The sequence below is a fragment of the Microbacterium hanjuni genome (genome assembly GCF_043556395.1).
Taxonomy (GTDB): Bacteria; Actinomycetota; Actinomycetes; order Actinomycetales; family Microbacteriaceae; genus Microbacterium.
Map to the genome: position 1 here is coordinate 1,190,194 of NZ_JBIGIK010000001.1, position 20,942 is coordinate 1,211,135.

The following is a 20,942-nucleotide window of genomic DNA, read 5'->3' on the forward strand; positions in this document are numbered from 1 at the left end:
CGCTCGGTGCCGGCCGCCCGGATCGGCGGAGTTGTGTACGCCCGCTCGTAGACTGGAGCCCATGACCGACACCCCCTTCGTGCGCCCCGAGGCCCCCCTTACCCCGGGGATGCGGCCGCGCCCGTCGGCGGTCGACATCGTCGCATTCCTGTGCGAATTGTTCGCGTTCGCCACCCTGGCGTTCTGGGGCTTCACCGCGTGGGCGTTCCCGTGGAACCTCGTCTTCGGTATCGGCGCTCCGGTCGCCGCGATCCTCCTGTGGGCGCTGTTCGTCTCGCCGCGGGCCGTCATCGCCGTGCACCCGTTCGTCCGGGCGATCGTCGAACTGTTCGTCTACGCCTCCGCGACGATCGCGTGGTGGAGCACCGGCCAGCTGTGGATCGGGCTCATCTTCGCCATCGTCGCGGTGACAGCAGGCGTGCTCGCCGGTCGGCGCCGCCTCGCATGAGCACCGACGTCGTCTCCCAGCTCCGCGCTGCCCTCGGCGACCGGGTCGACACCTCGCCCGCCGCCCTGGATGAGGCGCGGTCCGACAAATCCGGCCACGCCGCGAGCGCCCCGCCCCTCGCCGTGGTGCACGCCGCGAGCGTGGCAGACGTGCAGGCGGTCATGCGCATCGCCACCCGGACGGCGACCCCGGTCGTCACCCGCGGCGCGGGCACCGGGCTCGCCGGAGGCGCCAACGCCGGCGGCGGTGAGATCGCCCTGTCCGTGCGCGGCATGAACCGCATCCTCGAAGTGCGGGCCGACGACCTGCTCGCGGTGGTCGAGCCGGGCATCATCAACGCCGAACTGAACGACGCGCTCGCAGCCCACGGACTCTGGTGGGCCCCCGACCCGGCCAGCCGGGCCATCTCCACTGTCGGCGGCAACATCGCCACCGGAGCGGGCGGTCTCCTGTGCGCGAAGTACGGCGTCGTCCGCGATGCCGTACTGGGTGTCGACCTCGTGCTCGCCGACGGGCGTCTGCTCTCCCTGGGCCACCGCAGCGTCAAGGGCGTCACGGGCCTTGACCTCACCTCGCTCGTGATCGGCTCCGAGGGCATCCTCGGGGTCGTCGTGGGCGCCACCCTGAAGCTCCGCCGCGTCGTGCCCGGTGAGATCGTCACGATCGCTGCGACCTTCCCCGACGTGCGCGCTGCGGCCACGGCATCCGCCGCCGTCACCGCTTCGGGCGTGCAGCCGGCGATCATGGAACTGATGGATGCTGCCTGCCTGGCCGCCGTGCACGCGCTGCTCGATCTCGAGACACCCGCCCCCGGCGTGGCGCAGCTGACGATCCAGACCGACGGCCCCGCCGCCGCTGTCGAAGCGGCCACGATCAGTGAAGTGCTGCAGGCGGCCGGCGGCACGGTGCGCGTGGCGGCGGATGCCGCCGAGGGCGAGCAGCTGCTCGCGATCCGCCGCGCGATGCACCCGGCGATGGAGACGCTCGGCACCTGCCTGATCGAAGACGTCTCGGTGCCGCGGAGCGCGCTGCCGGCCATGTTCGACGCGATCGGCCGGATCGAACGCGATTACGGCATCGTCATCCCCACGGTCGCGCACGCCGGCGACGGCAACCTCCACCCCAACTTCGTGTTCGATGGGGCGACGGCCTCCGGCGCCGCCGAAGTGCCCGAGCACATCTGGGAGGCCGCGGACGCGCTCTTCCACGCCGCACTCGATCTCGGCGGCACGCTCACCGGTGAGCACGGCATCGGCGTGTTGAAGCGCCGCTGGCTCGCCGACGAGCTCGGCGATGACCAGTGGGAGCTGCAGCGTCAGATCGCCCGCGTCTTCGACCCGGCCGGCATCCTGAACCCCGGCAAGGTGTTCGCACTGTGACCCGCGAGATCCACGTGAGCGCTGCCGTCGTGGTCGACGCCGAGGGCCGGGCACTGCTCGTGCGCAAACGCGGCACGACGCGGTTCATGCAGCCGGGCGGTAAGCCCGAGTCGGGGGAATCCGCCGCTCAGACGCTCGCCCGCGAGCTCGCCGAGGAGGTCGGGATCGAGGTGGCCCCGTCGGCCCTGCACCCGCTCGGCACCTTCCGTGCGGACGCCGCCAACGAACCGGGGTTCACCGTGGTGGCGGAAACCTTCTCGCTCGTCGTCGATCCTCGCGAGGTGGCGATCGGCCACGAGATCGAAGAGGCACGCTGGATCAGCGCGGGGCAGGAAGGCACGCTTCCGCTCGCGCCCCTCAGCGATGTCCTGCTGCCCCTGGCCTGGGGCCCGACGGCCTAGAGGCCCTGCCAGGCCGGCTTGTTCGCGAACGCGTAGCGGTAGTAGTCCGCGAAACGCAACGACGAGGCCGCGGCTTCGTCGACGATGACGGTGGCGTGGGGGTGCAGCTGCACCGCGGAACCCGGAAGGGAGGCGGTGACGGCGCCCTCGACGGCGCCGGCGACCGCGTCGGCCTTGCCCGCGCCGAACGCGAGCAGCACGAGGTGGCGCGCGCGCATGATCGTGCCCAGACCCTGGGTGATGCAGTGCACCGGCACGTCGTCGATCGAGGGGAAGAACCGCGCGTTGTCCTCGCGCGTCTGCTCGGTCAGGGTCTTCACCCGCGTGAGCGACGCGAACGAGGATCCGGGCTCGTTGAAGCCGATGTGCCCGTCGGTACCGATCCCCAGCAGTTGGATGTCGACCCCGCCCGCTTCGGTCAGGGCGCGTTCGTAGTCCTCACCCGCGTGCTCGATGCCGTCCAGCGACCCCTTGGGCACCTGGATGCGGGCCGGGTCGAGCCCGAGCGGGCGCACGACTTCGCGTTCGATGACAGCACGGTAGCTCTCCGGGTCCCCCTCGGGCAGCCCGACGTACTCGTCGAGGGCGAAGCCGCGCACCTGCGAGACGTCGACGCCCTGCAGGCGCGGCACGAGGGCCTTGTAGACCGGCAGCGGGGTCGATCCGGTCGCAAGTCCCAGCACGGCGTCCGGACGCCTCTGCACGAGCCGCACGATCTCGTCGGCGACCAGCGACCCTGCGGCGGTGGGCGAGGGGAGGATGATTACTTCAGCCACGCGTCAAGACTCCTTCAGCGTCACGAGCCGCTCCGATGAGCGCCGCACCCACCGCGGCGGCGGGTGAGCCGGGGGGCAACAGGGTGACGCGTTCTTCCAGTCGCAACGACCGCAAGAACGGCGACAGAGCGGCACTCTCCCCGAGTGTATCGGCCACGTCGGCCGTCAATCGGGGGGCGAGGGCGGTCAGGCCGCCGCCGACGACGACCGTGTCGACGTCGGCGGTGAGCACGAGCACGCGCACCGCGGCGGCGACGCCGAAGGCGACGCCGGCGCGGAGGGCTGCAGCATCCGCGTCGCCCGCATCCGCCGCGTCGAACACGTCGGTGACGGGGTGGACGCCCGGCTTTCCCCATCGCTCGGCCACGGCGGCGCCGCCGGCGAGCGCTTCGATGCAGCCGCGCTGACCGCAGCGGCAAAGCGGACCGGCAGGGTCGACGGAGATGTGTCCTACCTCGCCCGCCGTCCCCCGCGCCCCGCGCCAGAGGTGCCCGTCGCTCACGATGCCGGCCGCGACGCCGGTGCCGAGGTTGAGGTAGGCCATCGCGCCCGCGCCCCGGTGCAGCAGATAAGCCCCGGCAGCGGCGGCCTTCACGTCGTTCTCCACGCGCACCGGCACCCCGAGGAGGGGCTCCACCGCGCCGGCGACGTCGAGCTCCTCGATACCGAGGTTCACCGCGTGCACGATCCGGGTGCCGCCCGGCTCGACCTGGCCCGGCATCCCGATCCCGACCGTTCCCACCGTCTCACCGAGCACCGCGAGCTCGTCGGCGAGGGCGGTGACGACGTCGAACACCGTGCGCACCACGCCCTGCGCCCCCCATCCCGTGGTCAAGCGCATGCGGGCGGTGACGCCTCCCGCGTCATCGACGGCGACCGCCTCGGTCTTGGTGCCCCCGACATCGAGTCCCACCCGCACGCCCGGCGCCGTCACCCTTTCACCGCCCCGGCGACGAGGCCACCGGCCATGCGCCGTTGCACGAGGAGGAAGAAGACGATGACGGGGATCGCCATGAGGGTCGATGCCGCCATCACCACCGACCAGTCGGTGGCCTTGGTCGCCTGCACGAACGCCCGCAACCAGATCGGCAGGGTCTGCGCTTCGGGCCGGGTGAGGATGACGAGCGCGTACAGGAACTCGTTCCAGGCCTGGATGAAGGCGAAGATGCCGGTGGCGACCAGACCCGGCGCGAGCAGCGGGAAGGTGATCCGCCAGAACGCGCCCGAGCGGGTGCAGCCGTCGATCATGGCGGCCTCCTCCAGTTCGACGGGGATCCCGTCGACGAAGCTGCGCAGCGTCCAGATCGTGAACGGCAGCACGAGCGCGATGTACACCAGGCCCAGCCCCAGGATCGTGTTGATCAGCTGCCAGCCGTCGAGGATGCGGAAGGTCGAGATGATCAGCGATTCGGCGGGGATCATCTGCACGACCAGCACCGCGACGATGAACGACCGGCGGCTGCGGAAGCGGTAGCGCGAGAGCGCCACGGAGGCGGCGAAGGCGAAGAGCAGAGAGGCGACGACGGTGATCGCGGTTACGGCGAACGATGCGCCGAGGGCCGACACGATCCCCCCCTCGACCCAGACATCGGCGTAGTTGTCGAACGTCAACTGGTCGGGCCACAGGTGCGGAGTGGGCGAGGACACCACGCCGCCCGGGAGCAGCGAGGTGTTGACCATCCAGTAGACGGGGAAGACGGAGCAGACGATGATCACGACCGCGAGGGCGTTGAACGCCACCCGGGTGAGACGTCGGCGGGTGCGCGGGCTCATGACTCCTCCTGCTTGAGCATCGAGCGGATGTAGTAGGCCGACACCAGCAGCATGATCAGCACGAGGATCACCGAGATCGCACCGCCCGCACCCAGATCACCGGAGGCCATCGAGACGCTGTAGATGTACACGCCGATCGTGTTCGTGTCGGCGCGCACGCCGCCGATCGTCTGCAGGGCGTAGATCTGCGCGAACACCCGCAGGTCCCAGATGATCTGCAGGATCAGCAGCACGAGCAGGATCGAGCGCAGGTAGGGCAGCGTGACGAAACGGAACCGCTTCCACGGTGAGGCGCCGTCGAGCGAGGCCGCTTCGAGCACTTCGCCTGGCACTTGCGAGAACCCGGCGTACACCGTGAAGACGACGAACGGCACGGCCCCCCAGGTGATGATGATCGCGGCGACGGCGAAGAAGCTGACCGGATCGATCAGCCAGCTGTGCCCGGTCCAGTCGGTGCCCGTGACCCGGGAGAGGAAGTAGTTGACGAGCCCGTACTGGGTGTCGAAGATCCACCCCCAGACGATCGTCGCCGTCAGCGCCGGCATCGCCCAGGCAAGCAGCAGAGCGATCGACACCGCGGAGCGCATCACCACGCCGAGACGGGTGAGCAGCACGGCGATCAGCACACCGAGCACCATCGTGGCCGTGACGCACACGATGCAGAGGGCGATGCTGCGCGCCAGTACCATCCAGAATTCGCTGTCGCCGAGCACCGCCAGGTAGTTATCGAGTCCGACGAATTCGGCGGGCTGACCGAAGATCTGCGCGCGGCCGTACTCCTGGAACGACATCACGATCATCTGCACCAGCGGCCAGCCGATGAACACGACGAGCATGACGATCGAGGGAGCGAGCAGCACCAGCGGCGCGGCGCTGCGCCGACGGGCGCGCGGGGCGGCAGGCGGGGGCGCCGCCGCGGTGAGCGGGGGCGCGAGGGTCGTCGCCGTCATCGTCGGCCTCCTTCAGGATCGATCGTGACAGGAGGGGCGCCCCGCCCACGGCTGGGCGCCCCGGGAAACGGCTCAGCCGTTGAGGATCGCTTCGATCTGCTCGTCGAGCTCGGTGGCGAGCTGGGTGATGTCCCCACCGTTCGCGACGTTGACGAAGAAGTCCTGGATGATGCCCTGCGCCTCGACGTCGGCCCACATCGGCGATGCGGGGGTGAGCTTGGCATTGGCCGCGCTCTCGGCGATGATGCCCGCGAGCTCGGGAGTGGCGGCGGCCACCTCGTCGCCGAGCGAGGTCTTCGCCGGCACGAGACCGGCCTCGGCCAGCATCCCCTGGTAGTCGTCGCTCAGCATGATCGTGAGCGCGCTCTTGGCGAGGTCGGGGTGAGCCGACTTGGCCGCGATGCCGACGTTCGATCCGCCCGCGAACACGTGCGCAGCGCCCCCGTCGGCACCGGGGAGGGCGAAGTACCCGGTGGTGTCGGCGAGCGCCGTCGGCGCCTTGTCCTCGTCGGCGACGATCGACCAGTACGCCCAGCTCGGAGCCGAGTAGGTCGCCGCCTGTTCGGTGCGGAACGGCACCCACGCGTCGGTCTCATCGCCGTCCTTCGGAGCGAGCGAGGCCTTGGTCTGCAGCTCCTGCACCTGGGCGATACCGGCGAGCGACTCGTCGCTGGAGAACTGCGCATCCCAGGTTCCGTCGGCATCCTGCACCGCCACCTCGCCCCCGTTCTCCCAGATGAAGGGGAGGGCGTTGTACCAGTCCTTGCCGGGGAAGTAGACGCCCGAGACGCCGGGCAGAGCGGATGCCAGCTCCACACCGTTCGAGACGTACTCGTCGAGCGTGGTCGGAACCGACACGCCCGCCTGGGTGTACATCGCCGTGTTGTAGAAGACGATGCGCGCGCCGGAGTAGTACGGAGCGGCATACAGGGTGCCGTCGTAGGTGCCCGCTTCCACGAAGCCGGGGAGCAGGTCGGAGCCGCCGAGGTCCTCCTCGATGTCGTCGAGGGACAGCAATGCGCCGCTGGAGGTGAACGCCGCCGCCTGCGTGTTGCCCATCTCGACGATGTCGGGGCTGTCATTGGAGGACAGGCTCGTGGTCAGCTTGTCGACGAGGCCGGTCCACTGCTGCTCCTCGATGACGAGAGTGGAGCCGGGGTTGTCGGCCGCGAAGGTGTCGACGAGGTAGTCGCGTGCTTCCTGGGGAGTGTCGGTCCCGACCAGCCACACGCGCAGTTCGGCGCCTTCGCCGTCCGCGTCGCCGCTGCTGGTGCCCCCGCCGGCGCAGCCGGCCAGGGCTACCGCGGTCGCGCCGAACAGCGCGACTGCCGCGATCTTCTTGTTCATGATTCCTACTTTCCTGGTGCTCTTTTGGACGGTGTCGTTCGTGGTGCGGGGCGGGCCGGTGGGCGCGCCCGGGAAGGGAGCTAAGAGACTCCGAGTTGTCCGGACAGGACCATGACGGCAGCGCCCCGCAGGACGATGTCCTGCCCCTGCGCCGTCATCCGTACGCGCACGTCGTCGTGGAACTCGGCGAGGGTTCGTGCGCGGAGGGTCGAGGCGACGGAGTCGGCGAGCGCCCCGTCGAGAAGCTCCGGCGGGCCGGAGAGGACGATCTCGGACAGATCGAGCGCGCCGACGATCGGGGCGAGGGCGATGCCCAGGCGCTCCCCCGCGTCGCCCAGGATGCCGTCCGCGTCGGCCGCATCCGCCTCGCTCAGTCGCGCCGAGAGAGGCGGCACGGCGATCCAGGCCTCGAGGCAGCCGACCTTGCCGCAGATGCAGCGCGGACCGCCGTCGGTGCCCACGGTGACGTGGCCGATCTCGCCCGCGGCGTGCCGGCTGCCGCGCAGCGGCTGACCGCCCGTCAACAGGCCCGCGCCCACACCACGTCCGATCTTCACGAGCAGCACGTCGTCGCCGGCGCCGCCGAAGGTGTACTCCGCCAACACGGCGGCGTTGGCGTCGTTCGCAACGAGCACGGGCAGGTCGAGGGCGCGGGTCAGGATCGCCTCGAGCTCGAGCTTCACCCACCCGAACGCGGGCGCCGTCAGCACGACGCCGGCGCCGTCGACGACGCCGGGTGAGCCGACGCCCACTCCCAGCACGGGGGCGTGCGAGTCGGCGACCAGATCGCGGGCGAGGGCGATCACGGTCTCCAGCACGTCTTCGCCCCGCGGGGGCACGACCACCTCGCGACGCGCGACGATGTCGCCGTCGAGGGTGAGCACCGCGCCGAGGAAGGCCTCGCTGCCCGACAGGTCGATGCCCACGATGCGGTGGCCGGTGCGATCGATGTCGACGAGCGTGGCCGGCTTGCCCGGACCGGATGCTTCGCGCACCCCGCGCTCCCCCACGAACCCGTCGGTGATCAACTCCGCCACCAGGTCGGAGATCGTGACCCGGGTGAGCCCGGTTTCGCGGGCCAGGTCGGCACGACTCATCGCACCGCCGTGGTACAGGGTCTGCAGGACCAAGGAGCGGTTGTGCCCCCGAGCCTGCCCCGGCAGCACCTTGGCGCCGGTGCGCAGGGCGCGACCGGGGCCGAAGGAACGCTGGGCGGTGGAGGCATCCGTCATGTTTGTTAGTAGACCTTACGAACTAACCCGCCGCAACCACTTTCCGAGGTTTGCAAGGCGTGTTTACAAATTCGTTACACGAGTGTCATCAGCGGAAATCAGTGCGCCCGTGACCGGAACGTTGCCTCGCTGTGACACACCGTCGCCTAGCATGGGAGCAGTGCATGGGGGGTGATCGACATGACGGATCTCATCGCGAGACCGGATGCCGACGAAGAAGGTCGCGGCGAGGGAAATCTCGGCGCGCCTGCGGGTAACGGTTCGGACGCTCCTCCCCCCGTCGAGTGGGCGCCTGCTCAGGCCGCCCCGCGCAAGAAGCGCACCGCCTTGTGGATCGGCCTTCCCGTCGGCGCCACGGTGACCGCTTTGATCGCTGCATCGCTCGTGCTCATCGCCCCGGGCGCCTCCGTCGCGGGCGTGCCCGTCGGTGGCCTCACGGCCGGGCAGGCCGCTGACGCCATCTCGGCGCGGTTGGCCGAGACGACGGTCGTGCTGAACGGTCCGGACGGCAGCTATGAAGTCTCGGGCGCCGACCTCGGAGCGAACGTCGACGCGCGCGCGCTCGCCGACGCCGCGTTCGCCGAGAACCCCATGTGGAACCCCTCGACCTGGTACCCCGGCAGTGCCGACGCCGCCGTCACGATCGACGAGGCAGCCGCCACCGCCGCCCTGCAGACCGCCGCGCCCGAGCTGTATGTCGACCCCGTCGACGCGGCCGTCACCTTCGACCCCGCTGCGGCCACCTACGCGGTGACCCCGGCGGTGGACGGCGAAGGCGTCGACCTCGCGGCCGTGCAGACCACGCTGCAGGAAGCATTCGACCAGGGGCTGACGACCACCTCGCTCGAGGTCACCTCGGTGCCCGTCGCGGCTCTCGCCACGACCGATGAGGCCACCGCCGCCGTCGCGACCCTCAACGGCATGCTCGACACGGTCGGCTTCTACGTCGGTGACGAGCGCACCGTGACCGTCGACCGCGCGACCGCCGCATCGTGGCTCACCGTGACCGACGACGGTGGCGACTTCACCTTCACCGCCGACCCCGCCCTCATCCAGGCGTCGGTCGATGCGCTGCCCGCCGCCGTGAACCGCGACCCGGTCAATGCCACCGTGATCACCGACTCCGCGGGCAAGGTCCTCCTCGAGCAGGTGCAGGGCGTCACCGGCCGGGCGATCGAATCGACCGACGCGATCGCGGCCTCGTTCGCCGAACAGCTCGGGTCGGGAAACGCGGCCTACCCGCTCACCGTCAGCGAGACGCCCTTCCAGACCGCAGCGACCGAGCGCCGGCTCGAGGTCAACCTGAGCACGCAGATGACCTACCTGTACGAGAACGACCAGGTCCTCTACGCCTGGGCCTCCTCGACCGGTCTTCCGGGCACCTCGACCCAGCCGGGTAACTTCCGCATCGGCTGGAAGACCCCGCTGCAGGACATGGGATGCTTCGACGGCGCGCCCTACTGCACCGAGAACGTGCCGTGGGTCGCGTACTTCAACGGCGACCAGGGCTTCCACGGTGCTTACTGGCACAACAACTTCGGCCACGTGATGAGCCACGGTTGCGTGAACCTGCCGGTCGCTTCGGCGAAGTTCCTCTACGACTGGGCACCGAAGGGCACCGAGGTCTCGGTGCACTACTGAGCACCAGCGCGAACGAGGAAGGGCGGATGCTTCTCAGCATCCGCCCTTCCTCGTTTCCGCCCCAGCTCAGGCGGTGGGAGCGAGGGTCTTGTTCAAGAACGGCAGCAGCAGGCCGAGCAGCGCGTCGGGGGTCTCGGTGTGCGGGTAGTGCCCGGCCCCCTCGATGACGGCGAGCTCCCCCACACCGGCCGGCAGGTCGGCGACGATGCGCTCGCCCTCGGCCCGCGGGTCGGCCCAGTCGGGGTCGGCGCTGCCTTCGACGATGAGCACCGGGCAGCGCACGTCTCCCAGCAGTGCACCCGCGTCGGCGGGGGTCGTCTTCGTCATCGCGGTCAGGGCCCGCATCTTCTCGGGCCGGCTCAGCGTGGTCTCGATGCGCGCCCGCTCGGCGCTCCAGTCGGCGGGCTTGGCGGGGATGGCGAGATCGAGGTAGGCCAGCCACGCCTTCAGGCTGCCACCCATCATGACCTTGGCGAGCTCGATGGTGCCCGCACGATGCTTCTTGTTGCGCAGGAGCCCGCCGAGATCGACCGACTGCTTGCGGGTGAAGGGTGCGAGTTCGACGAGGCCGACGATCAGCTCGGGCGCCGTCGCGGCGGCGATGGTGGCCGCTCCGCCGCTGATGGACTGGCCGACGATCACCGCGGGACCGCCGAGGTGTCGGACGAGGGCCACGAGATCACCGGCGATGTCGGTGCGGCTGTATCCCTTCCAGTCGGTGCTGGATTCGCCGGCACCGCGGATGTCGACGTTCGCCACCCGGTACCCCGCGGCCACCAGGGCGGGCACGATGAACCGGTACGAGTGGCGGCTGTCCCCCATCCCATGGGCGAGCACGACCAGCGGGCCGTTTCCGCTCAGGTCATAAGCGATGGTGCCCTCGTCGAGAGTCAGGAACTCGGTCATGTCATCCTCCGGGATGGCTAAGTTGTATAGCTTTAAGCTAATGCAGTTAGCCAGCGGTGTCAACCGGGAAAGACGAGGGGCGGATGCTTCTCAGCATCCGCCCCTCGTTGGTCGCCCTCGCGTCAGAGTGCGTCGACGATCGCGTTCAGCGTCTCGGAGGGGCGCATGACCTGCAGCACGAGCGCGGGATCGGGTCGGTAGTAGCCGCCGATCTCAGCCGGCGAGCCCTGGACGGCGTTCAGTTCCGCCACGATCTGCTGCTCCTGCGCGGCGAGCGCCTCGGCAATGGGCGCGAACGTCGCGGCCAGCTCGGCATCGGCGGTCTGGGCGGCCAACTCCTGCACCCAGTACAGGGCGAGGTAGAAGTGGCTCCCACGGTTGTCGATCATTCCGAGCGCACGCCCCGGCGACTTGTCGTTCTCGAGGAACGTGCCGGTCGCAGCGTCGAGCGTGTCGGCGAGGATCTGCGCCTTCGCGTTGCCGGTGAAGGTCGCGAGGTGCTCGAGGGATGCGGCCAGGGCGAAGAACTCCCCCAGCGAATCCCATCGCAGGTAGTTCTGCTCAACGAGCTGCTGCACGTGCTTGGGGGCGGACCCTCCCGCTCCGGTCTCGAAGAGTCCACCGCCGGCGAGCAGCGGCACGATCGACAGCATCTTCGCGCTCGTGCCGACCTCGAGGATCGGGAACAGGTCGGTCAGGTAGTCGCGCAGCACGTTGCCGGTCACCGAGATGGTGTCTTCACCGCGGCGGATGCGATCGAGCGAGTACTGCGTCGCCTCGGCGGGCGCGAGGATCTCGATCGTGAGGCCGTCGGTGTCGTGGTCGGCGAGGTAGGTGTGCACCTTCTCGATGAGCTGTGCGTCGTGCGCACGGCTCGCGTCGAGCCAGAACACCGCGGGCGTGTCGCTCGCCCGGGCGCGCGTGACAGCGAGCTTCACCCAGTCGCGCACCGGGATGTCCTTGGTCTGGGTGGCGCGCCAGATGTCGCCGGGTTCGACGGTGTGCTCGATCAGCACCTCGCCCGCGCCGTTGACGACCTGCACGACGCCGGGAGCGGAGATCTCGAAGGTCTTGTCGTGGCTGCCGTACTCCTCGGCGGCCTGCGCCATGAGGCCGACGTTCGGCACGGTGCCGATCGTGGCCGGGTCGAGGGGGCCGTTCGCGATGACATCGTCGATGACGGCCTGGTAGACGCTCGCGTACGAGGAGTCCGGGATCACGGCGAGCGTGTCGTCCTCGCCGCCATCGGCTCCCCACAGCTTGCCGCCGTTGCGCACCAGCGCGGGCATGGAAGCATCCACGATCACGTCCGACGGCACGTGCAGGTTGGTGATGCCCTTGTCGGAGTTGACGTACGACAGCCGCGGTCCGCGAGCGAGGTCCGCCGTGATCGCGGCGACGATCGCATCGCCGCCCTCGACCTTTCCGAGACCCGTGAGGATCGCGCCGAGGCCGTCGTTCGCCGTCAGGCCGGCCGCTGCGATCGCGTCGCCATAGGTCGCGAACACGTCGGCGAAGTAGGCCTTCACCACGTGGCCGAAGATGATCGGGTCGCTGACCTTCATCATCGTGGCCTTGAGGTGCACGGAGTACAGCACGTCCTCGTCGGCGGCCGCCTGCAGCGTCTCGGCGAGGAAGGCGTCGAGCGCCTTGGCCGAGAGGAAGGTCGCGTCGACGATCTCACCGGGCAGCACCGTGATGCCGGACTTGAGCTCGGTGACCGCGCCGTCGTCCGCGATGTGACGGATGCTGAGCACGTCATCGCCGGGGATGACCACCGACTTCTCGTTCGCGCGGAAGTCGTCGTGACCGAGGGTGGCCACCCGCGTCTTCGAACCCGCCGCGAACGGCTTGTTGCGGTGCGGGTGCTTGCGTGCGTAGTTCTTGACCGACAGCGGCGCGCGGCGGTCGCTGTTGCCCTCGCGCAGCACCGGGTTGACGGCGGAACCCTTGATGCGGTCGTAGCGAGCGCGGGCGTCCGTGTCCTCGGGGGTGCGCGGGTCGTCGGGGAAGTCGGGGATGTCGAAACCCTGCGACTGCAGCTCGGCGATCGCGGCTTTGAGCTGCGGGATCGAGGCGGAGATGTTCGGGAGCTTGATGATGTTCGCTTCGGCGAGCGTGGCGAGACCGCCGAGTTCGGCCAGGGCGTCGCCGACCTGCTGCTCGGGGGTGAGCCGCTCGGGGAACGCCGACAGGATGCGCCCCGCGAGCGAGATGTCGCGGGTCTCGATGTCGACGCCGGCCTGGCGGGTGACCGCCTGCACGATCGGCAGGAACGACGCGGTCGCCAGCGCCGGCGCCTCGTCGGTGTACGTGTAGATGATGGTGGAATCGGGCACGTTTCATCCCTCCAGAGGGCGTCGCAGGTTCATCGCCAGCCTATCGCAAGAGCGGAAACTGTCTCGATGTCGAGATATCTCCGCGAGCGCCCGTTGCCCATGGGGATGCATGGATCGTTGGACGCGACGAGGCGGGGCGCTAGCCTGTGCTCATGGCAGACCTGGCCCTCGTCGAACTGTCCGCGTCCACCATCGTGGCGGTCAACACGCTGTCGTTGAAGCCCGGCCAGGAACAGTTCCTGGCCCCCACCAGCTACGGGATCGCGGCCACGGTCGCCGATCCCGAGACCACGTGGCAACGCGTCATCGTCGACGGGGACGAGGTCGTGGGCTTCGTGAGCGCCAACTTCGACCCCGAAGCATCCGTCGAGCACTTCCGCTCCGTGCTCTGGCGCATCAACGTCGACGCCGACGACCAGGGTCGTGGCATCGGCCGGTACGCCGTCGAGCGGCTGCTCGCCGAAGCCCGTAACCGGGGCATGGACCACGTCGACGTCATCTACGAGCCGGGCGAAGAGGGTCCGGAGGCGTTCTTCGAGCGCATGGGCTTCATCCCGGTCGGACAGACCGAGTACGGCGAGGTCATCGCCGAAACGCGGCTGTAACCCCTTTCGTTCCGGCCCTGCGTCTGTTCTCGTTCACCCGCGTCGGAGGATCGCACCAAAGTCGGAGGATTCTGGCGCCTCCGTCCGACAATGGTGCGAATCTCCGACCGGGGTGAAGGCGGGGCGGATGCTGCGCTCCACCGTCCGCTCCTCCCCAGGGGCGCCGCTTCACCCGCGTCGGTTCCCCTGCAGCAGCGCCCGCTTTCCTTCACCCGCGTCGTAGGATCGCACCAAAGTCGGAGGATTCTGGCGCCTCCGTCCGACAATGGTGCGAATCTCCGACCGGGGTGAGGGCGGGGCGGATGCTGCGCTCCACCGTCCGCTCCTCCCCAGGGGCGCCGCTGGGGCCGTCCTCCACGGATGACTCAGCACCCACCCGATCCAGCTCGCCCGGGTGTCAGCATCCCCTCATGGCGAACCTCCTGACGTGGCTCCAGCAGCGAGGCGCGATCGCGCATCGTGAGGCGGCATTGCGCGCGGGGTTCTCGCCGAACGCGTTGCGAAGCTGGGTGCGTTCGGGCGAGGTGCGGCGGATCCGTCGCCATTGGCTGGCCCTGCCGTCAGCCGCGGCTGACCTGGTCACGGCCGCCGAGCGAGGCGGTCGACTGGCCTGCATATCGGCCGCGCGGCATCGGGGCTGGTGGCTACCCGAAGACCTTGACGCCCGAGTGCATCTGAGCATGCCCGCGCACGGGCGATCGGATGCGCTCGCCGATTTCGACGGCGTGGCGCACTGGTCGGCGCCGCTCGCGCCCGCCGACCCGCACGCGTTGATCGAGTCGGTGGAGGACGCGCTCGCACATATCGCGGAATGCGCGCCTCGTGAGGCGGCGATCGCGCTGTGGGAATCGGCGATCCGCCGGGAACGGCTCGACATCGCCGCCCTCCGGAATGTGCGGTGGAAGACCCGCGCCGCCGCGGAGTGTTCGATCCAGGTCTCGGGCCTGTCCGACTCGGGGCTGGAGAGCATCTTCGTGTTCCGCCTCGGCCCGTGGGGCGTGCCGATCTTGCAGCAGGCCGTCATCGCCGGGCGGCCCGTCGACCTGCTGATCGGCGAGCGCCTCGTGGTGCAGGTCGACGGCTACGCCTTCCACTCGAGCTCCGCCGACCGCACCCGGGATGTCGCCCACGATGCCGAGCTGCGGCTGCGCGGTTACACCGTGCTGCGCTTCACCTACGCGCAGATCATCCACGACTGGCCCGCGGTCGCGCGAACCCTCTCCCGCGCGATCGCGGCGGGTGCGCATCGCGCGGCGTAGCGCGCCGCCCCCTCACCTGCGTCGGAGAATCGCACCGCGTAGCGCACCGCTCCCTCAGCTGCGTCGGAGAATCGCACCAAGGTCGGAGGATTCTCGCGCCCGGCTCCGACAATGGTGCGAATCTCCGACCGGGGTGAGGCCGGGGGCGGTGAGGGGCGGGTGCGCATCGCGCGGCGTAGCGCGCCGCCCGCTCACCCGCGTCGGAGAATCGCACCAGCGTCGGAGGATTCTCGTGCATTCGTCCGACAATGGTGCGCATCTCCGACCGGGGTGAGACCGACGGCGGTGAGGGCCGGTGCGCATCGCGCGGCGTAGCGCGCCGCCCCCTCACCCGCGTCGGAGAATCGCGACGCCTAGCGCGCCGCCCCTCACCCGCGTCGGAGAATCGCACCAAGGTCGGAGGATTCTCGCGCATTCGTCCGACAATGGTGCGAATCTCCGACCGGGGTGAGGGCGGGGGCGGTGAGGGCGGGAGCGACGAGGCCCGTCACGCCAGGGGGGCGAGCGCGACCAGACGCACGTCGGGGCCGTCGAAATAGCACGTCTGCAAGATCACCGACGCGGTGAACCCCGCGGTGGCCTCAGCGGCATCCTGACCCGGGCGGCCATCGCGGCTGCCGGTCACGACGTACCGACCGTCGAGCCGTGTACCGGTCAACGCGACGACATCGCCCACCCGCAGTTCGAGGACGACCTCGCCGCCGCAGTCGTTGTGCGCGCCCACGATCGGTGCGCTGGCGCCCTCGAGGTCCATCCGCACCCAGAGGCAACGGTCGAGTTCGGTCTGATAGCCGTCGGTGTCGATCGCTATCGCCAGCTCCCGGGGCGAGTCGGGGAGCGGCGCGATGATGTCGGGCGGCGGGGCAGGGAGCACCCCCGTCTCGGGCGGCGGGGCAGCGAGAACCGCGGCCTGCGCTGGCTCGACCGGCGCGGCGGGCGTTACGGCCGTCTCGGCGGCCGTCACCACCACAGCAGGGGCTGCGGCAGCGGTCTGGTCCGCGACGGCTGCCGGTACCAGCCAGGTGACGGCGGCGAGGGCGGATGCTGCGACCGCACCGGTGAGCGTCAGGCCGACCGTGCGGCGACGACGCGCGCGGTGCACGTCGCGAAACGGATCGACGTCGCTCATCGCGCCGCGGTCGCGTAGCGGTTGGCGACCGCGGCGACGTCGTCGACGTAAACGTCGAGGTGGTTGTAGCTGAAGATCGCTGCCCGCCACCCGTCGACGCTCGTCATCGAGCCGGAGTGGCAGAGGTAGCGCGCGGCGGCGAGTGCCGCGTCGTCGATCTGGTTCGGATCGGTCGTGCCGTCGCCGTTGCCGTCAGCGCCCCAGCGTGCCCAGGTGTCGGGGATGAACTGCATCGGGCCGACGGCGCGGTCCCACACGGTGTCGCCGTCCCACGCGCCGCCATCGGTGTCGGAGATCGCGGCGTTGCCGTTGCCGTCGAGCTGCGGTCCGCGGATCGCGGGCGAGGGATACCCGTCCGCCCCGAGCACGGCACCGTCGTGCCGGCCGTGGTCGGTCTCGATCGCACCGATCCCCGCGAGGGTGTTCCACCCGATGCCGCACGCCGGCTGCTCCGCGTCGACGACCAGGTCGGCGAGTGCATAGGCCTCGAGGGCGCGCTGGGGAATGCCGGTCTGCGACGAGACGCGCGCGCTCCACGCAGCATCCACCCGCACCCGACTCGCCGGTGCAGCGTTCTGCTGACCGGTCGGAGGTGCTGCCTCGGCGGACACCTCCACAGCCGGGGCGGGCGCTGACACCGCTTCGAGTTCGGGGAGGGCCGAGACGCGGGCCAGGTTCAAGACCCAGACGAGCGCGACGACGAGGACGGCGACCACGAGCCCCGCGCCGAGCGTGGCCAGCACACGCACGGGCGCGCGGCGGTCGTCGGTCTCGTTCACGAAGCATCCCCGGTTCGGATCGCGGGCAGGATGCCGGGGAGGCTAGCACCCCCGCCTGAACAGCGATCGCCGCCGTCGCGCCCACGAGGAGAATCAGGGGCGGGACGAGCGGATGCCGGCGCTCAGACGAGCGACTCGCGCCAGGCCGCGTGCAGCTGGGCGAACTTTCCCGAACCCGCGATGAGGGTCTCGGGGGTGTCGTCCTCGATGATCCGGCCGTGCTCCATGACCAGCACACGGTCGGCGATCGCGACCGTCGACAGGCGGTGGGCGATGATGATCGCCGTCCGATCGGCGAGCAGGGTCTGCAGCGCGTCTTGGATGAGGCGTTCACTGGGGATGTCGAGCGACGCCGTCGCCTCGTCGAGGATGAGCACCGCGGGGTCGGCGAGGAAGGCGCGCGCGAACGAGATCAGCTGACGCTGCCCGGCCGAGACGCGGCCACCGCGCTTGTTCACATCGGTGTCGTAGCCGTCGGGAAGCGCCCGGATGAACGCGTCCGCACCCACCGCCCGTGCTGCCGCCTGGATCTCCTCGAACGTCGCGTCGGGTTTGCCGAGGGCGATGTTGTCGGCGACCGTCCCGCTGAACAGGTAGGCCTCCTGTGTCACCATGACGATCGCGCGCCGGAGGTCTTTGGGGTGCAGCTGGCGCAGGTCGACGTCGTCGAGTGTGACCCGACCGGAGGTGGGGTCGTAGAAGCGCGACACCAGCTTGGCGAGCGTCGATTTTCCGGCGCCGGTCGTTCCCACCATCGCGATGGTCTGACCGGCGGGGATGTCGAGGGTGAAGCGGGGCAGGATGATGCGGTCGTCGGAGTATCCGAACACCACCTCGTCGAAGCGCACATGCCCGCTCGCGGCGCGGAGGTCGACCGGTTCCACCGGGTCGGGCACGGTCGGCTGCTCCTCCAGCACGCCCGACACCTTCTCCAGCGCCGCTGTCGCGGACTGGTAGGAGTTGAGGAAGAACGCCACCTCCTGCAGCGGCGAGAAGAAGTTGCGCACGTACAGCACGGCCGCACCGAGCGTGCCGATCGCGAGGGCGCCGTCGACGACGCGGAATCCGCCCCACAGCAGCACGAGCGCCACAGTCACCGAAGCGACGGCGAGCAGGCCCGGCTCGAACGTTCCGAAGAGACGGATGCTGCGCATGTTGACGTCGCGGTACTCCGCCGCGCGTTCGCCGAACTCCTCGTCGTTGCGCGGCTCCTTGCGGAAGGCCTTGACCGCGCGGATGCCGGTCATGGTCTCGACGAACTTCACGATCACCTGCGCGCTGACGACGCGCGATTCGCGGTAGACCAGCTGGGAACGGCGGTAGAACCACCGCATCAGCAAGGCGAGCGGCAGCCCCATCACGAGCAGGATGAGGCCCGACTGCACGTCGAGCAGCAGCAGCGCGATGAGCGTGAAGACCCCGTAGAGCACGCCCGAGACGAGCTCGTTGAGCCCGCCGTCGAGCAGTTCGCGGATCGTGTCGAGGTCGCTCGTCTGACGCGAGATGATGCGCCCCGAGGTGTAGGACTCGTGGAATTCGAGGCTGAGGCGCTGGGTGTGCACGAAGATGCGCTTGCGCAGATCGAGCATGATCGTCTGGGTGAGGCGCGCGGCGACCACCGCGTACCAGGCGATGAGCGCCGCTCCCCCGACGCCGGCGACGAGGAAGATCCCGACGACGACGATCGTCGGCATCCAGTCGGCGTTCTCGGTGACGGCGGGCAGGGCGTTGTTGATGCCGTAGGCGATCAACGCCGGACCCGCGACGCGGAGCGCCGTCGAGATGACGAGCACCACCGCGGCGAGGGCGAGCTGGCCCCGCAGCGGGCTCACGAGCGAGCCCAGCAGGCGCAGCGAGCGGCGCCGGATCGCACGGCTCTCATCGCGGGTGTAATCGGAGCGGTCTTCGCCGCTCGTACCGGAGACTGTGGCGGAGCTCACAGGATCGTCTCCCTCTCGCGCATGCGCGCTTGTTCGTCTTCGAGGCTCGAGATCACGTAGCGGTAGTGCTCGTTCGTGCGCAACAACTCGGAGTGGGTGCCGACGGCGGTGACCCGGCCGTCCTGGAGCAGGGCCACACGGTCGGCGAGGGTCACCGTCGACGGACGGTGCGCGACCACCAGGGCGGTGGTCTCAGCGAGCACGTCGCGGAGGGCGTCCTCGACCAGCGCCTCGGTGTCCACGTCGAGGGCGGAGAGCGGGTCGTCGAGCACGAGCACCGCCGGTCGCGCCGCGACGGCCCGGGCGAGAGCGAGGCGCTGGCGCTGACCGCCCGACAGGCTCATTCCCTCTTCGCCGATGACGGTGTCGAGTCCGGCGGGCAGGTCGAACACGAACTGCGCCTGAGCGACCTGCAGCGCTTCGCGCAGCACCCGGTCCGCTTCCGCACTGCCGGGTTCGAGGTCTTCGCGGCCGAGGAGCACGTTGTCGCGCACGGTCTGCGAGAACAGCGTGGCGTCCTCGAACGCCATCCCGACGTGCCGTCGCAGCTCAGCGAGGCGCAGGTCGCGCACGTCTACGCCGTCGAGCGTGACGCGGCCACCGGTCACGTCGTACAGCCGCGCCGGCAGGGTCGTGAGCGTCGTCTTGCCCGAGCCCGTCAGCCCGACGAGTGCCATCGTCTCCCCGGGGCGCAGCACCAGGTCGATGCCGTCCAGCAGATCGCGCTCCGAGCTCGCAGCATCCTGATACCGGAAGTGCGCGTTCTCGAACGCCAGCTCTCCGCGCGGGCGGGCGATCGTGGTCGGGCTCTCGGGGTCGACGATCGTGTTGGGTTCGTCGAAGACCTCGAAGATGCGGTCGGTCGCCGTGCGGGCGTCGAGGAGGAAGGAGAAGAGGAACCCGATCGATTCCATGGGCCACCGCAGCACCGTGGCCATCGCGAAGAACGCGATGAGCTCGGGCACTCCGATCTCGCCGAGCTGGGCGAGCACGATGCCGGCGCCCAGACACACGGCGAACGCGACATCGGGGAGCAGCACGAGCCAGAACCAGATGCTGCCGACCGAGCGGGCCTTGTCGAGCTCGGTCTCGCGGAGGCTCTCGGCCTGGCGCGCGAACTTCTTGAGGGCGTGACCGCCGCGGCCGAAGGCCTTCAGCACGCGGATGCCGTGCACGCTCTCCTCGACCGCCGTCGCCAGGTCGCCGGCCTGGTCTTGACTGCGGCGGGTGAGGGTGCCGTAGCGCTTCTCGAAGCGGTACCCGGCGTACCAGAGGGGCGCCGAGGTGAGCACGAACAGCATTCCCAGCACCCAGTGCCACCGGAAGAGCAGGATCGATCCGACCGCGATCGTGAGGGTGTTGACCACGAGCAGTACCGCGCCGAACGCGAGCCACCGCCGCAGCATGCTGATGTCCTGCATCATGCGCGAGAGCAGCTGGCCCGACTGCCACCGGTCGTGGAAGGACACCGGCAGCCGCTGCAGGCGGGCGTAGAAACCCTGGCGGATCTCGTACTCGACCGTCGCTGCGGGAGCGAGCACGAACCACCGTCGCAGCCATACCATCCCCGCCTCGGCGAGGCCCAGCGCGAGGATGAGCAGCGAGCCCCAGATGAGCTGCGTCGGGTCGCCCGAGCCGATCGGACCCGACACCAGCCACTCCAGCACGAGCGGGATCGCCAGAGCGAGCAGCGCCGCTGCGAGCGCGCTCGAGGCCCCCGCGATCAGGCGCGGCAGCACGGGGCGCACGAACGGCAGCAAGCGCGCGAGCGCCCGCAGCGTGGAAAGTTCGGAATGGAGCGAGTCGGAAGTCATGATCCTGAGGGTGAAGCGATGCGGATGCCGGCGCCGCAGCACGCAGCACGGTTCACCGTGCGCACGCTGCCGGTCGAAGGGCGTCGCTCATCGTGGGGACGCCGGGCTTTTTTGGGGGTTGTCTCTGCTCAACCGAGGGACGGCCCCCGTTATGCCGAGGCGGTCTCGGACGGGGTCCTCGGACCCAGAACAGCCCTCCAGCCTATCCCTGGGTGTTGGCTGGA

Annotated in this window: 18 protein-coding genes; 6 read left to right on the forward strand and 12 right to left on the reverse strand. The window is 69.9% G+C overall.

The annotated features are described in order from the left end of the window. Positions 1-61 precede the first annotated feature (61 nt). Genes ACFXP5_RS05920 through ACFXP5_RS05930 form a run of 3 tightly spaced genes read left to right on the forward strand, consistent with a single transcriptional unit; the run spans position 62 to position 2,228 of the window. Positions 62-448: a YrdB family protein gene (locus ACFXP5_RS05920; RefSeq protein ID WP_394529320.1), complete on the forward strand. Its 387-nt coding sequence runs from the start codon at positions 62-64 to the stop codon at positions 446-448. Next, positions 445-1,827, forward strand: a complete 1,383-nt coding sequence (locus ACFXP5_RS05925) for an FAD-binding oxidoreductase (protein ID WP_394543895.1) — start codon at positions 445-447, stop codon at positions 1,825-1,827. Before ACFXP5_RS05920 ends, ACFXP5_RS05925 begins: the two co-directional genes overlap by 4 nt. Beyond that, complete coding sequence (locus ACFXP5_RS05930) at positions 1,824-2,228, forward strand: NUDIX hydrolase (RefSeq protein ID WP_394543896.1); 405 nt, start codon at positions 1,824-1,826, stop codon at positions 2,226-2,228. The genes ACFXP5_RS05925 and ACFXP5_RS05930 overlap by 4 nt, the downstream gene beginning before the upstream one ends. On the opposite strand, the gene ACFXP5_RS05935 is transcribed toward ACFXP5_RS05930, so the two are convergent. From ACFXP5_RS05935 to ACFXP5_RS05960, 6 genes are all read right to left on the reverse strand, one after another. Continuing rightward, entirely contained in the window at positions 2,225-3,004 is a 780-nt protein-coding gene (locus ACFXP5_RS05935) for a glucosamine-6-phosphate deaminase (RefSeq protein WP_394543897.1), read from the reverse strand. The two genes, ACFXP5_RS05930 and ACFXP5_RS05935, sit on opposite strands and share 4 nt — an antisense overlap. After that, the gene (locus ACFXP5_RS05940) at positions 2,997-3,923 is read right to left on the reverse strand and encodes an ROK family protein (RefSeq protein WP_394544185.1); all 927 of its coding nucleotides are present in this window, start codon (positions 3,921-3,923) and stop codon (positions 2,997-2,999) included. The genes ACFXP5_RS05935 and ACFXP5_RS05940 overlap by 8 nt, the downstream gene beginning before the upstream one ends. Positions 3,924-3,934: 11 nt before the next feature. Further along, on the reverse strand, positions 3,935-4,777 hold the full coding sequence (locus ACFXP5_RS05945) for a carbohydrate ABC transporter permease (protein WP_394529324.1): 843 nt from the start codon (positions 4,775-4,777) through the stop codon (positions 3,935-3,937). Further along, positions 4,774-5,727 (reverse strand): carbohydrate ABC transporter permease, encoded by a 954-nt coding sequence (locus ACFXP5_RS05950; RefSeq protein ID WP_394529325.1) that lies wholly within the window; start codon positions 5,725-5,727, stop codon positions 4,774-4,776. The genes ACFXP5_RS05945 and ACFXP5_RS05950 overlap by 4 nt, the downstream gene beginning before the upstream one ends. A 72-nt stretch (positions 5,728-5,799) precedes the next feature. Then, entirely contained in the window at positions 5,800-7,074 is a 1,275-nt protein-coding gene (locus tag ACFXP5_RS05955) for an extracellular solute-binding protein (RefSeq protein ID WP_394529326.1), read from the reverse strand. An 80-nt stretch (positions 7,075-7,154) separates the two neighbouring features. Continuing rightward, a complete protein-coding gene (locus tag ACFXP5_RS05960) occupies positions 7,155-8,306 on the reverse strand; it encodes an ROK family transcriptional regulator (RefSeq protein ID WP_394543899.1) in 1,152 nt (383 codons plus the stop codon). Between the two features lie 180 nt (positions 8,307-8,486). Here ACFXP5_RS05960 and ACFXP5_RS05965 point away from each other — a divergent pair, with 180 nt between their 5' ends. Next, positions 8,487-9,947 carry a L,D-transpeptidase gene (locus ACFXP5_RS05965; protein WP_394543900.1) on the forward strand — a complete coding sequence of 487 codons (1,461 nt, stop codon included), beginning with the start codon at positions 8,487-8,489 and terminating at the stop codon, positions 9,945-9,947. Positions 9,948-10,013: 66 nt separating this feature from the next. Here the strand turns inward: ACFXP5_RS05965 and ACFXP5_RS05970 are convergent, their stop codons facing one another. Next, the gene (locus ACFXP5_RS05970) at positions 10,014-10,853 is read right to left on the reverse strand and encodes an alpha/beta fold hydrolase (RefSeq protein WP_394543901.1); all 840 of its coding nucleotides are present in this window, start codon (positions 10,851-10,853) and stop codon (positions 10,014-10,016) included. 122 nt (positions 10,854-10,975) lie between these two features. Then, a complete protein-coding gene (locus ACFXP5_RS05975; protein WP_394543902.1) occupies positions 10,976-13,192 on the reverse strand; it encodes an NADP-dependent isocitrate dehydrogenase in 2,217 nt (738 codons plus the stop codon). Positions 13,193-13,344: 152 nt separating this feature from the next. On the opposite strand from ACFXP5_RS05975, the gene ACFXP5_RS05980 reads away from it, so the two are divergent. After that, entirely contained in the window at positions 13,345-13,797 is a 453-nt protein-coding gene (locus ACFXP5_RS05980) for a GNAT family N-acetyltransferase (protein WP_394529331.1), read from the forward strand. A gap of 410 nt (positions 13,798-14,207) precedes the next feature. Next, positions 14,208-15,056, forward strand: a complete 849-nt coding sequence (locus ACFXP5_RS05985; RefSeq protein ID WP_394543903.1) for an endonuclease domain-containing protein — start codon at positions 14,208-14,210, stop codon at positions 15,054-15,056. Between the two features lie 487 nt (positions 15,057-15,543). On the opposite strand, the gene ACFXP5_RS05990 is transcribed toward ACFXP5_RS05985, so the two are convergent. The 4 genes from ACFXP5_RS05990 to ACFXP5_RS06005 form a co-directional block, all read right to left on the reverse strand. Next, entirely contained in the window at positions 15,544-16,185 is a 642-nt protein-coding gene (locus tag ACFXP5_RS05990; RefSeq protein ID WP_394543904.1) for a hypothetical protein, read from the reverse strand. Then, complete coding sequence (locus ACFXP5_RS05995) at positions 16,182-16,964, reverse strand: lytic transglycosylase domain-containing protein (RefSeq protein ID WP_394543905.1); 783 nt, start codon at positions 16,962-16,964, stop codon at positions 16,182-16,184. The genes ACFXP5_RS05990 and ACFXP5_RS05995 overlap by 4 nt, the downstream gene beginning before the upstream one ends. 122 nt (positions 16,965-17,086) lie before the next feature. Beyond that, on the reverse strand, positions 17,087-18,904 hold the full coding sequence (locus ACFXP5_RS06000) for an ABC transporter ATP-binding protein (protein WP_394529335.1): 1,818 nt from the start codon (positions 18,902-18,904) through the stop codon (positions 17,087-17,089). Beyond that, entirely contained in the window at positions 18,901-20,718 is a 1,818-nt protein-coding gene (locus tag ACFXP5_RS06005) for an ABC transporter ATP-binding protein (RefSeq protein ID WP_394543906.1), read from the reverse strand. The genes ACFXP5_RS06000 and ACFXP5_RS06005 overlap by 4 nt, the downstream gene beginning before the upstream one ends. Positions 20,719-20,942 lie beyond the last annotated feature (224 nt).